The 12,479-nt window shown below is 70.3% G+C and carries 10 protein-coding genes; 4 read left to right on the plus strand and 6 right to left on the minus strand.

Going from position 1 to position 12,479, the window contains the following annotated elements:
* Window positions 1-79 precede the first annotated feature (79 nt).
* Window positions 80-1,840 carry a DEAD/DEAH box helicase gene (locus HFP15_RS09635; RefSeq protein ID WP_168513772.1) on the plus strand — a complete coding sequence of 587 codons (1,761 nt, stop codon included), beginning with the start codon at window positions 80-82 and terminating at the stop codon, window positions 1,838-1,840.
* A 35-nt stretch (window positions 1,841-1,875) separates the two neighbouring features.
* On the opposite strand, the gene HFP15_RS09640 is transcribed toward HFP15_RS09635, so the two are convergent.
* Together HFP15_RS09640 and HFP15_RS09645 are read right to left on the minus strand one after the other, a co-directional pair.
* A complete protein-coding gene (locus tag HFP15_RS09640; RefSeq protein ID WP_168513774.1) occupies window positions 1,876-3,195 on the minus strand; it encodes a PepSY-associated TM helix domain-containing protein in 1,320 nt (439 codons plus the stop codon).
* A 106-nt stretch (window positions 3,196-3,301) separates the two neighbouring features.
* Window positions 3,302-3,481 carry a DUF7455 domain-containing protein gene (locus tag HFP15_RS09645; RefSeq protein WP_168513776.1) on the minus strand — a complete coding sequence of 60 codons (180 nt, stop codon included), beginning with the start codon at window positions 3,479-3,481 and terminating at the stop codon, window positions 3,302-3,304.
* A 418-nt stretch (window positions 3,482-3,899) separates the two neighbouring features.
* Here HFP15_RS09645 and HFP15_RS09650 point away from each other — a divergent pair, with 418 nt between their 5' ends.
* The 3 genes from HFP15_RS09650 to HFP15_RS09660 are packed head-to-tail and all read left to right on the plus strand — an operon-like array spanning window position 3,900 to window position 6,802.
* Window positions 3,900-5,246, plus strand: coding sequence for a type I glutamate--ammonia ligase (locus HFP15_RS09650; protein ID WP_168513778.1), 1,347 nt, complete (start codon window positions 3,900-3,902; stop codon window positions 5,244-5,246).
* Window positions 5,247-5,250: 4 nt separating this feature from the next.
* The gene (locus tag HFP15_RS09655; protein ID WP_168513780.1) at window positions 5,251-6,030 is read left to right on the plus strand and encodes a DUF6885 family protein; all 780 of its coding nucleotides are present in this window, start codon (window positions 5,251-5,253) and stop codon (window positions 6,028-6,030) included.
* Window positions 6,031-6,034: 4 nt separating this feature from the next.
* Window positions 6,035-6,802: a CPBP family intramembrane glutamic endopeptidase gene (locus HFP15_RS09660; protein WP_168513782.1), complete on the plus strand. Its 768-nt coding sequence runs from the start codon at window positions 6,035-6,037 to the stop codon at window positions 6,800-6,802.
* Between the two features lie 18 nt (window positions 6,803-6,820).
* On the opposite strand, the gene HFP15_RS09665 is transcribed toward HFP15_RS09660, so the two are convergent.
* From HFP15_RS09665 to HFP15_RS09680, 4 genes are all read right to left on the minus strand, one after another.
* Window positions 6,821-8,929 (minus strand): 3-hydroxyacyl-CoA dehydrogenase NAD-binding domain-containing protein, encoded by a 2,109-nt coding sequence (locus HFP15_RS09665; protein ID WP_168513784.1) that lies wholly within the window; start codon window positions 8,927-8,929, stop codon window positions 6,821-6,823.
* A complete protein-coding gene (locus HFP15_RS09670) occupies window positions 8,926-10,119 on the minus strand; it encodes a thiolase family protein (RefSeq protein ID WP_168513970.1) in 1,194 nt (397 codons plus the stop codon). The genes HFP15_RS09665 and HFP15_RS09670 overlap by 4 nt, the downstream gene beginning before the upstream one ends.
* Window positions 10,120-10,351: 232 nt before the next feature.
* A complete protein-coding gene (locus HFP15_RS09675; RefSeq protein ID WP_168513786.1) occupies window positions 10,352-11,602 on the minus strand; it encodes a ribonuclease D in 1,251 nt (416 codons plus the stop codon).
* A gap of 68 nt (window positions 11,603-11,670) precedes the next feature.
* The gene (locus tag HFP15_RS09680) at window positions 11,671-12,387 is read right to left on the minus strand and encodes a response regulator (RefSeq protein WP_168513788.1); all 717 of its coding nucleotides are present in this window, start codon (window positions 12,385-12,387) and stop codon (window positions 11,671-11,673) included.
* Window positions 12,388-12,479 lie beyond the last annotated feature (92 nt).

Raw genomic sequence — 12,479 nt, forward strand, 5'->3', positions numbered from 1 at the left:
CCCGGCGGTGCTGCCGGAGGTGTTTCGTGAGGGTTTTCGCATGTCGCGTTCCGAGTCGGCGAGAGGAGGGGGACGATCCTTGTCGGACACGGCCCAGCGTAATCGGGAATCAGGCTTCGCCGCGCCCGAGCCGCAGCACGACGCGACGCCCCGCCCGCTGCGTGCGTGGCAGCGGCGCGCGCTGACGAAGTACCTCACCACCAACCCGCAGGACTTCCTCGCGGTGGCCACGCCCGGCGCGGGCAAGACCGTGTTCGGCCTGCGCATCGCCGCCGAACTGCTGTCCGACCGCACGGTCGAGCGGATCACGATCGTCACCCCCACCGAGCACCTCAAGCACCAGTGGGCGATCTCCGCGGCGGCCGCCGGTATCGCCATCGACTCCAACTACCGCAACGGCCAGGGCGCGACCTCCGGCGACTACCAGGGCGTCGCGCTCACCTACGCGCAGGTCGCGGCCCACCCGACGCTGCACAGGGTGCGCACGGAGAACTTCAAGACACTGGTCATCCTCGACGAGATCCACCACGGGGGTGACGCGAAGTCCTGGGGTGACGCGGTGCGCGAGGCGTTCACGCCCGCGGTGCGGCGCCTGTCGCTGACCGGGACCCCGTTCCGCAGCGACGACTCGCCGATCCCGTTCATCACCTACGAGCCCGACGGCGACGGCGCGATGCGCAGCAAGCCGGACCACTCCTACGGCTACGCCGACGCGCTCGCCGACGGCGTCGTGCGGCCCGTCGTGTTCCTCGCCTACTCGGGTGAGGCGTCGTGGCGCACCAGCGCGGGCGAGGAGTTCACGGCGCGGCTCGGCGAACCGCTGACGGCCGAGCAGACGGCGCGCGCGTGGCGCACGGCGCTGGACCCCGGCGGCGAGTGGATCCCGTCGGTGCTGCAGGCCGCCGACACGCGGCTGCACCAGCTGCGCAGTGCCGGCATCCCGGACGCGGGCGGCCTGGTGATCGCCACCGACCAGGAGTCGGCGCGCGCCTACGCGAAGATCCTGGCGCGGATCACCGGGGAGAACCCGGTCGTGGTCCTGTCCGACGATCCGAAGGCCACGAAGCGGATCGGCGAGTTCTCCGATTCGGGCGACCGCTGGCTGGTCGCGGTGCGGATGGTGTCCGAAGGCGTTGACGTCCCGCGGCTGGCGGTCGGCGTGTACGCCACGAGCGCGTCCACCCCGCTGTTCTTCGCGCAGGCCATCGGCCGGTTCGTGCGGGCGCGGCGCAAGGGCGAGACGGCCAGCGTGTTCCTGCCCAGCGTGCCGGTGCTGCTGGAGCTGGCCAGCGAGCTGGAGGCGCAGCGCGACCACGTGCTCGGCAAGCCGCACCGGGAAAAGGACGGCTGGGACGACGAGCTGCTCGCGCAGGCCAACCGCACCGAGGACGAGCCCGGCGAAGAGGAGAAGGCGTTCACGTCGCTGGGCGCCTCCGCCGAGCTGGACCAGGTGATCTACGACGGGAACTCCTTCGGCACCGCGGTGTTCTCGGGCAGCGAGGAGGAGCAGGAGTACCTGGGGCTGCCGGGCCTGCTGGAGCCGGACCAGGTGCGGGCGCTGCTGCGCAAGCGGCAGGAGGAGCAGCTGGCCGATGCCAAACGGCGGAAGCCGGTGAAGGAGGAAGCCCCGCAGGCGCCGCCGAAACCGCAGTCGGTGCAGGAGCGCATCGCGGCGCTGCGCAAGGAGCTGAACGCGCTGGTGGGCATGTATCACCACCGCACGAACAAGCCGCACGGCGCGATCCACAACGAGCTGCGCCGCGTGTGCGGGGGACCGCCGACGGCGATGGCGACGGTCGACCAGCTGGAGGAGCGCATCGTCACGCTGCGGTCCTGGTAGGCGCGCCAGGGCGAGCGCCCGGCACCGGGCACGCCTCAAGCCCGGTGCGCCGCCCGCCAGCCGAGGAACGCGTCCACCGCCAGGAAGACCAGCAACGACACCCCGAACACCGGCAGGAACCAGCCGATCGCGATCAGCACGACCGCACCAGGGAAGAGCACCGTCATCGGCAGCTTCCGCAGCCCGCCTCTTGGGTACGGACGGCCGAAGCGCGGTTGGGTGGGCCGCCGCAGCCACCACATCCGGTAGCCCCAGACGATCAGCCCGACGAGCCCCACGCACACCAGCGCCAGCACGATCTGGTTCGCCAGCCCGAACAGCAGGCCCATGTGCGCGTCGATGCCCCAGCGGGCGAGCTTCGCGGCCAGCGGCCAGTCGCCGAACCGCAGCACGCTGGTGACCTCGCCGGTCGAGGCGTTGACGGCGGCCGCGTCCTGCTTCTCCGGCCAGCTCCGCTGCACCTGCTTGACGACGTACGGAGAACCGGCTTCGGCCGGCATGGTGATCTCGACGGGATCGCTCAGCCCGGCCGACCTCGCGGCCGTGAGCGCGGCATCGGTGCTGATCACCGGCGCGTCGGCGGGGGCCTGTGCGGCCTTGGCCGGCACGCTCGGCGTCTGCCAGCTCAGCGTGGTGCGCAGATCGCTGATGTTCTGCCCGGCGAACTGCGACCAGGTCAGGCCCGTCGCGGACAGGAACAGCAGCACGGCGGCGACCCACAGGCCGGTCGTGGTGTGCCAGGACAGCAGCTTCGCGCGCTTGCCGGTGCCCTTGTCGCGCCGCCGCCGGCCCCACCACAGCGCGAGCCCGCCGAGGACGACGACCCACAGCCAGCTGGCGGCCAGCTCGCTGTACAGGCGCCCGGCGTCGCCGAGGTTGAGGTTGCGGTGCAGCTGGTCCAGCCACGCGCGCAGCGGCAGCGCCTGCCCTGAGCCGTAGGTTTCCAGTACCCCGCGGATCTCGTTGTCATGCGGGTTGACGAACACCGTCTTGGCGTAACTGTCCTGCAGGCCGGGCACCGAGAACAGGACCTGAGTCGTGTCGGTGGCCGATGGCGCCGGGCGGACCTTCGTGAGCCGGCCTTCCGGCAACGTGGCCCGCGCGGCGGCGACCTGGGCCTCCAGTGGCTGCCAGCGCGCGTCGGCGGCCACGTGCAGTTCGTGGTCGTAGACGGCGTTCTCCAGCTGGGGAGTGAAGATGTAGAGCAGCCCGGTCAGAGCCGCGATCAGCAGAAACGGTGCGACCAGGACGCCGGCGTAGAAGTGCAGGCGCAGCAACAGCGGTCGCAGCGACGGGCGGGAGCCCGGTGTGGTGGCCGAGGACGGCGGGGACGTGACGAGATCATCGGTCGTCATGCCCTTCCGGTCGGTGAATCCTCCCCGATGGTTCCCGTGTGGTGACCGTCACATATGAGACGGGCGGGAATCCCGGAGGATTCCCGCCCGCTGGCAAGTCCGGCTGTTAGCGCTGGATCTCGGCCGACATCTCCTTGAGCTTGGCCTCGTACTCGCGGGCGTGGTGGCCGCAGAAAAGCAGCTCGCCGCCGGAGGAGAGGATCGCTCGTACCTGTGCTGCTGCTCCGCAACGGTCACAACGGTCGGCTGCGGTCAGTTCGGGGCGGGTGAGCGTAGGTGATGTCATTGGAGTCTCCCTCCGTCCCGGCATCGGTCGCCCGATGCCATCGATCCAGCACGATCACTTCGGCACTGTCTCCGGGGGCGGGGTCGCCACCGGCTCCGCGGTGTTCGTAGCTTCCACTCTTGCAGACGCTGAGCGTGTTGCAAGTGTTCCCGTCTCTGTGGGACTTGCGTCACGTCGAATTACCCCGGATGTCGTAGGTCCAATCCCGGTATCTAGGACGCGAAACACCGCCGAAACGTTCAGACCACGCGTTTGCCGTGGTCAGCGAGGTGCCCGAGTGGCGGTACATGGCGGAAAACGCTCCCATGGGCACGGCCGGCGGCGCCAGGTCTGTTCGTTCACAGCGAAACCGCGGCGGGGCCGAAACGGCGTTGCGATGGGACTTCCGCGACGTCGTGAGCGTGAGACACTTCACCTCATGACGAAGGCAGCATCGGCTGCGGCGAAGGACCTGGCCGCTGCCGGGGTCAGTGGGGTGCAGATCGCGTGGGCCGACAACAACGGCATTCCGCGGTCACGCATCGTGCCGATCAACGGCCTCGCCGATGCCGCCAGCCGTGGCGTGGGGATCACCTCGCTGTTCGCGGTCTTCGACACCCACGACGCGATCACGTATGCCCATCCGGGCCTGTCCACGCCCTCGGGCGACGTGCGGCTGGTGCCCGTGATCGAGCGCCTGCGGCGGCTCGCGGGCCAGCCCGCGCTCGCCTGGGCACCGGGGCGGCAGATCGCCGCGGACGGATCGCCGTGGCCGTACTGCCAGCGCGCGGTGCTGCAACGGCAGGTCGCGGCCGCGGCCGGACAGGGTTACGAGCTGCGTGCGGGTTATGAGCTTGAGTTCTGCCTCGCCCCGGCCGGCAGTCCGGACATCGCGTCCGCGCCGGGGCACCGCGGGCCGGCCTACAGTCCGCACGCACTGGTCGAACTGGACGGGTTCATCGCCGCGCTGTTGCACGACTTCGAGGTCAACGGGCTGCCGCTGAACCAGGTGCACGCCGAGTACGGGCTCGCGCAGGTCGAGTTGTCGCTGCGCCCGACCGACCCGGTGTCGGCGGCCGACGACCAGCTTCTGGCCAGGCAGACCATTCACGCGGCGGCGCACGCGCACGGGCTGCGGGCCAGCTTCTCGCCGATCGTGGCGCCCGAGGCCGCGGGCAACGGCTGGCATCTGCACACTTCGTTGTGGCGCAAGGGCGGCAACTTGCTGGCCGGAATTCCCGACGCGGACGGTGCGGGTTATCTCGCCGGGCTGTTGCGCGAGCTGCCGGCCCTGACCGCGATCACCGCGCCGAGCGTACTGTCCACAGTGCGGCTGCGGCCGGGCTATTTCGCCAGTGCGTACGCGTTCTGGGGTGTGGAGAACCGGGAGGCGCCGTTGCGTTTCGTGCCCGGCACCGAGCTGCTGGGCGCCGAGCACGCCAACGTCGAGCTCAAACCGTCGGACGCGTCGGCGAACCCGTATCTCGCGCTGTCCGCGGTCCTGGCCGCCGGACTCGCCGGAATGGCGGAGAACCTGACGCTGCCCGAACCCATCGCGGAGGATCCGGGCACGTGGCCGGACGAGCGCCGGGTCGCCGAGGGCGTGGTGCGGCTGCCTGCGACACCGGCCGAGCAGAGCACGGCGCTGCTCGCGTCGAAAGCGGTTTCCGGAGTCCTGGGGGAGGAGTTGCTCGGTGCGTTCGGCGCGGTTCGGAACTCGGATGCGGACTGGGCCGCCGAGCGCGACCTCGCCGAGATCGTCGCGGCCCATCTGTGGCGGTACTGAGGCGGTGCGGTTGCTGGATCGGGTTCGCTGGTTTCCCGGCGCGCGAGAACTGATCGTCCAGGCGCGCGCCGAGATGCCGCAGAAGGACGAGCTGTGCGGCGCCTTCGTGGCCGTGGTCTCGTTGCGTGCCTACGGGATCGAGATCTCCGACCAGGACGAGGCGGCGGCCGCGGCCGGAATCCGGTTGCTCGCCGGGGGCACGCCGGAGGGCAGGCCGCCGGGTGAGAAGATCCGCGACGACTACCGGATTTCGTTGCCCCGCACGCAGAACGCCGCCGAGGCCGGGGCGTCCTCGGCTGGCGTCGCGCACGCGATCGAGGTTCTTTCCGCCGGGCGGCTGCGGGCGGTCCCGGCCTGCGGTGACTGGACGTCGGCACGGCTCGGCGAACTGCTCACGGCTCTCTACGACCTGCGGTGGGTCGCTCCGGTGGCCAATGTGGACACCGCCGAGCTCGGCGCCTTCGACACTCCGGCCACGGCACTGGCCGACTACCTCGACGGCGGCCTGCCGCCGTTCTGGAGTTCCCGCTGGCACACCGGGCATTTCACGTTGTTGACCGGCGTCGCGACGGGCGAAGGTGGTGCGCTCGTGTCCGTAATGGACAGTTACCCGTCGCTGGGCGACCGCGGGCTGCACCTGCAACTGCTGGACCGGCTCGCGCTCGCGCTGCGCCGGGAACGGCTCGGGCGGCCCGGCGGTGTCCTGCTCACCGTGCCCGAAGCCGACGCCGAGCGCGCCGCCGGGCTGATCACGCGTGCCGGTCTCCGCGTCGGTCTCTGGTGACCGGATGATCGCCAAGCGGCTGCCCGTGTGGGCCTATCTCGTCGTCGTTCTCGGTTACCTGGTCGTCGTGCAGGGACTCGGCGCGTTCTTCACGAAGGATCTCGGGCTCGGCTACGCCAACGCCAACACGATCGACGCGCTGTGGCGCAGTATCGCGCTGCCGATCGGGATCGGGCTGGTGCTGGTCGCCGTGCTCGTCACCGTGCTGCGCTGGTGGCGGCCGGTCCTGGCCGACGACCGGCCGGTCAGCCGCTGGGTCCTCGCCGTTCCCGTGGTCATGTTCGGCGCGACGCTCGTGGCCACCGACTACGGGGGACTGGCCGAGCGCGGCCTCGGCTTCAGCCTGTTGCTGCTGCTCGGCGTGCTGTTCGTCGGCTTCGCCGAAGAGACCCTGTTCCGCGGCGTGGGACTCGTGTGCTTCCGGCAGAACGGTTACCCGGAAGGAAAAGTGGCATTGTGGACGTCCGTGATCTTCGGGCTCGCCCACGCCAGCAACCTGATCAGCAACGGCCCGAAGGCATTCGTCCAGGTCCTCGTGACCGCGATCGCGGGCTACTTCTTCTACCTGGTCCGGCGGCGCACCGGAGGACTGCTCGCGCCCGCGATCGTGCACGCCCTGTGGGATCTGTCGCTGATGTCGGCCACGGTCGTGCCCGGCCGGACCTACGCCGGTCCCGCGTGGTGCGTGCTCGCGCTCATCGTGCTCGCGGTCGTGGTCGTCGCGTGGCGCCGCCAGATCGAGCCGGCGGCCACCGTCGCGGGTCCTCCGTGACGGTGGCCGCCGGGCGGATCAGGCGGGAACCGAGGCCACGCCGGGAGCCAGGAACGGCTTGCCGGTGACCTTCTCCGACACGCCGGTGCGGTCGAGGTAAGGCGTGATGCCACCGAGCCAGAACGGCCAGCCGGCACCGAGGATCAGGCACAGGTCGATGTCCTGGGCCTCGGCGACCACGCCCTCGTCGAGCATCAGCTTGATCTCGTCGGCGATCGCGGTCAGCGCGCGATCGCGCACCTCCTCGGCCGAGGACGGCTTGTCGCCCTGCTGCCACAGCGCGGTGACCTCCGGGTCGACCGTCTGGTTGCCCTGGGCGTCCCACTGCCACACCGCGGTCTTGCCGGAGTCCACGAACCGCTTGAGGTTCTCGCTCACCCGGAAGCGGTCCGGGAACGCCGCGTGCAGCGTTTCGCCCACGTGCAACGCGATCGCCGGGCCGACCAGCTGTGTCAGCACCAGCGGCGTCATCGGCAGCCCGAGCGGGTCGAGCGCGTGGTCGGCCACCTCGAACGGGGTGCCCTCGTCGATCGTGGTCAGCACCTCGCCGAGGAAACGCAGCAGCAGCCGGTTCACCACGAACGCGGGCGCGTCCTTGACCAGCACGCAGGACTTCTTCAGCTGCTTGCCCAGCGCGAACGCCGTCGCCAGCGACGCGTCGTCGGTCTTCTCCGCCCGCACGATCTCCAGCAGCGGCATGACCGCGACCGGATTGAAGAAGTGGAAGCCGACGACCCGTTCGGGGTGCTGGAGCTTCGAGGCCATCTCGCTGATCGACAGCGAGGAGGTGTTGGTGGCCAGGATCGCCTCGGCCGAGACGAACTGTTCCACCTCGGCGAACACCTGCTGTTTGACGCCCATCTCCTCGAACACGGCCTCGATCACGAAGTCCGCGTCGGAGAAGGCCGCCTTGTCCAGCGAGCCGCTCACCAGGGCTTTGAGCCGGTTGGCCTCGTCCGGAGAAATACGAGACTTGGCTCGGAGTTTGTCCACCTCACCGTGCACATAGGACACTCCCTTGTCCACGCGCTCCTGGCTGACGTCGGTCAGCACGACCGGAACCTTGAGCCTGCGCACGAACAGCAGCGCCATCTGCGAGGCCATCAGTCCGGCGCCGACCACGCCCACCTTGCTCACCTTGCGTGCCAGCGACTTCTCCGGCGCACCGGCGGGCCGCTTCGCACGCTTGTTGACCAGGTTGAACGAGTACAGCCCGGCGCGCAGCGTGTCGCTCATCAGCAACTCGGCCAGGCCATCGGTCTCGGCCGCGTAGCCCGCGTCGAGATCGTTGTTCCGGGCCAGTTCCAGCAGCTCCACGGCCTTGGTCGCACCCGGCGAAGCGCCGTGCGTCTTTCCATCCACAATGGACTTCGCGCGGGCGATGGCGTTGTCCCAGGCCTCGCCGCGATCGATCGCACGCCGCTGTGGGATCTTCTCCCCGCGCACGACCTGCGCCAGCCACGCCAGCGACTGCTCAAGGAAGTCCGCCGAGCCGAGCACCTCGTCCACGATGCCCAGTTCCGCGGCCTTGGCCACGTTCAGCATCTTGTTCTGATTCAGGGCGTTCTCGATGATCACGGTGACCGCGGCGTCCGGTCCGATCAGGTTCGGCAGCAGCTGCGTGCCGCCCCAGCCGGGGAACAGGCCCAAGAACACCTCGGGGAAGGAGATGGCGGCGGTGTTCTCCGACAGCGTGCGGTAGTGGCAGGACAGCGCGAGCTCGAGGCCGCCGCCCATCACCGCGCCGTTGACGAAGGCGAAGGTCGGGATCTCCGAATCGGTGAGGCGGCGGAACACCTCGTGTCCGGTGGCGGCGATTTCCCTTGCCAGCGAAGGATCCGAGACGGCCTCGACCCCGGAGAGGTCGGCGCCGACGGCGAAGATGAACGGCTTGCCGGTGACCGCGATCGCGGCCGGTTCGGCGGCGAAGGCCTCGTCCAGCGCGGAGTTCAGGCTCACCAGGCCCTGCGGCCCGAACGTCGACGGCCGGGTGTGGTCGTGGCCGTTGTCGATGGTGACCAGCGCGACCGGCTTGTCCAGCCCGGGCACCTTGACCAGCCGGGTGACCGCGGTGGTGACGACCTCGTCCGGGAAGGCCGCGCTGGCCTGCTCAACTGTGAAGGTCACTTGTCGCTCCCGTCGTACGCAGGGTTCTCCCACAGCACGGAACCGCCCATGCCGATACCGATGCACATCGTGGTGAGGCCGTAGCGGACCTCGGGATGCTCGGCGAACTGGCGCGAGAGCTGGGTCATCAGCCGCACGCCGGAGGAGGCCAGCGGGTGCCCGCAGGCGATCGCGCCGCCCCACGGGTTGACGCGCGGATCCGTCGCCTCGATGCCGAAGTGGTCGAGGAAGGCCAGCACCTGCACCGCGAACGCCTCGTTGATCTCGAACAGCCCGATGTCCGAAATGGACAGCCCGGTGCGGGCGAGCAGCTTCTCGGTGGCCGGCACCGGGCCGATGCCCATCACCTCGGGCTCGACCCCGGCGAAGGAGTAGCCGACCAGCCGCATGCCCACCGGCATGCCCAGCTCGCGCGCGGTCCGCTCGTCGGCGAGGATCGCGCCGGTCGCACCGTCGTTGAGCCCGGCCGCGTTGCCCGCGGTGACCCTGCCGTGCGGACGGAACGGCGTCTTGAGCGTGGCGAGCTGCTCGACCGTGGTGCCCGGACGGGGCGGCTCGTCCTCGGTGGCCAGGCCCCAGCCCAGCTCGGGGTTGCGGATCGCGACCGGCACCAGCTCGGGCCCGATCTTGCCGGCCTTCACGGCGTCGGCGTAGCGCTCCTGGCTCTGGGCGGCGTACTCGTCCGTGCGCTGCTTGGTGATGGCCGGGTAGCGGTCGTGCACGTTCTCCGCGGTCTGGCCCATGACCAGCGCGGTCGGATCGACCAGCTTGTCGGCCACGATGCGGGGGTTCGGGTCGACGCCCTCGCCCATCGGGTGGCGGCCCATGTGCTCGACACCGCCTGCGATGGCGATGTCGTAGGCGCCGAAGCCGATGCCACCGGCGATGCTGGTCACCGCGGTCATCGCGCCCGCGCACATCCGGTCGACGGCGAAACCGGGCACGGACTTGGGAAGGCCGGCCAGCAGCGCGGCGGTGCGGCCGATGGTCAGCCCCTGGTCGCCGGTCTGGGTGGTGGCGGCGATCGCGACGTCGTCGACGCGCTCGGGCGGCAGTTCCGGATGCCTGCGCAGCAGCTCCCGGATCACCTTGACCACCAGGTCGTCGGCACGGGTGTTGGCGTAGATGCCCTTGTCGCCCGCCTTGCCGAACGGGGTGCGTACCCCTTCGACGAAGGCAACGGAGCGCACCTCTCGCGCGGTCGGCGCCAGTGGTGTTGCGGCCACGGTTGCTCCTCACGGGGAAAGAAATCTGAGGTGGTTTACAGGCGCACCATAGCCCTTGTTACCCGTCGGTAACCAGAGGAGTGGTCCTGTCGAGTGCGTCACGCCACCTTTTAGGGGTGGAGGTTCTTTCCGCTCGGCGAGGACCGGGCCGCCCGCGAGCGGTCCGGTTCGGGTGAAGTGGTGACGGTGCCGGGTGCTACTTGGCCGCGGTACTGCGCAGCGCCGTGGCGAGGTCGCTCGCGGTCAGCTCGATCTGCCAGGGCCGTGCACCGCCGGCGCGCAGCACCTCGGTGACGCCTTCCGCGCTCCGGTCCTCCGGCGGGCGCCAGCAGGTGCGGCGCAGCAGATCCGGCAGCAGCAGGTTCTCCACCGGCAGCTGGTGATGTCCGGCGATCCTGGTCAGCGCGGCGCGTGCCGCGCCGAGCCGGGCCGCCGCGTCGGGGTCCTTGTCCGCCCAGCGGTTGGCGGGCGGCGGACCGTCGTTGGGTTGTGCCGGGTTCGGCAGCGCCTCGCGAGGCAGCGCCCGCGCCGCCTCCAGATGCCGGAACCACTGCGCCGAGTAACGCCGCTGCACGCGGCCGCCGAACACCGGCAGCGCCTGCAGCTCGGCCACGGTCTTCGGCTCGGCGAGCACCGCGTTGACGATCGCGCTGTCCGGCAGCACCCGGCTGGGCGCGCGGTCGCGTTTGCGCGCGAGCTCGTCGCGCGCCTCCCACAGCGCCCGCACGGCGGCCAGACCACGGGCGGTGCGGACCTTGTGGATTCCGGACGTGCGGCGCCACGGTTCGGCCCGCGGAGCCGGTGCGGGTGCGTTGCGCACGGCCTCGAACTCCTGGCGGGCCCAGTCCAGCTTGCCTTGCGCGGCCAGCTCGGCCTCGAGTTTCTCGCGCAACGGCACGAGCAGTTCGACGTCCAGCGCCGCGTAGTTGAGCCAGTCGACCGGCAGCGGTCGTTTCGACCAGTCCGCCGCGCTGTGGCCCTTTTCCAGCTGGTAGCCCAGCAGCCGCTCCACGAGCGTGCCGAGGCCGACGCGTTCGTATCCGGCCAGCCGTCCGGCCAGCTCGGTGTCGAACAGGCTCACCGGCCGCAGGTCCAGCTCGGCGAGGCAGGGCAGGTCCTGCGAGGCAGCGTGCAGCACCCACTCCTCGGCGTTGATCGCACGCCGAAGCGGTTCGAGCTGCCCGGCCAGCGCGATCGGATCCACCAGTACCGAGCCCGCGCCATCCCGGCGCAGCTGCACCAGATAGGCCTTGGGCCAGTAGCGGTATCCCGACGCGCGTTCGGTGTCGACCGCGATCGCCCCGGAACCGGCGGCCAGCTTCTCGCAGGCACGCGTCAGTTCTGCGGGGTCGCCGATCACCGGAGGGGTCCCGTCGGCCGGTTCCGTCAACAGGATGGGGCCGACCGGTCGCTCCGCGTCATCGACGCCTTGATCTGCGGTTTCCACAACGTTCAACCCTACGGGACGGGCGTACCGCGCCTGGTGCGCCCGCCCCGCAGAGCCTTGAACATCGGTCAGCGGATGACGCCCGCGCGCATCGCCAGCGCCACCATCTGCGCCCGGTCACCGGTGCCGAGCTTGCGCCCGATCCGTGACAGGTGCGACTTGACGGTGAGCGCGGAGAGGCTGAGCTCTTCGCCGATCTCCTTGTTGGACTGACCGTCCGCCACGAGCTGGAGAACCTCCACCTCACGTGCGGACAGCTCCCGCGGCGTGTTGTCGGTGCCCGGGACGCGCGTGCCGGTGGCCAGCACCGGTGCCACGCTCGGGTCCGCGTACACGCCACCGTCCAGCACCCTGCGCACGCCGTCGGTCACCACCATGGGCGAAGCCGACTTGAGCAGGTATGCCTGTGCCCCGGCCTGGAAGGCCGAGCGGACGGCGTACGGGTCGTCCGAGGATGCGAGTACCACGATCCGAGGCCACCCGTGGTTACGCAGCTCGGTAACCAGTTCGATGCCCGAGCCGTCGGGCAGACCGAGGTCGAGGATCGCCAGGTCACAGGGACCTGTCGCGGTCGCCCGCGCCCTCGCCTCGGCTACCGAGGCAGCCTCGTGTACGGTGCCCGCTCCCATCTGAGCGAGTCGAGCGGCGATAGCCTCCCTAAGTAACGGGTGGTCATCGACCACCAGCACGGAAAACAGCTCTTCCCGCGGGTGCGGAACCATGCTCGCCGGCAACGCGCCGGCTGGCGTGGATCTGACGGCCTGAGATAAGCCGACGGCAGCCACGTCACTACCTCCCTGGAGTCGGTCGTGCCCCCCGACCGGCACCGGGACTTTCGGCCAAACAGCCGCGCCAGCTAGACCGAAAGTGGTGTCGT

The sequence above is a fragment of the Amycolatopsis acididurans genome (genome assembly GCF_012328925.1).
Lineage (GTDB): Bacteria > Actinomycetota > Actinomycetes > Mycobacteriales > Pseudonocardiaceae > Amycolatopsis_E > Amycolatopsis_E acididurans.

What these genes read in the sequence shown, in the direction of transcription:
- HFP15_RS09650 (WP_168513778.1), top strand. Translation starts at nt 3,900, where the DNA reads ATGACGAAGGCAGCATCGGCTGCGGCGAAGGACCTGGCCGCTGCCGGG.
- HFP15_RS09640 (WP_168513774.1), bottom strand. Translation starts at nt 3,195, where the DNA reads ATGACGACCGATGATCTCGTCACGTCCCCGCCGTCCTCGGCCACCACA.
- HFP15_RS09645 (WP_168513776.1), bottom strand. Translation starts at nt 3,481, where the DNA reads ATGACATCACCTACGCTCACCCGCCCCGAACTGACCGCAGCCGACCGT.
- HFP15_RS09660 (WP_168513782.1), top strand. Translation starts at nt 6,035, where the DNA reads ATGATCGCCAAGCGGCTGCCCGTGTGGGCCTATCTCGTCGTCGTTCTC.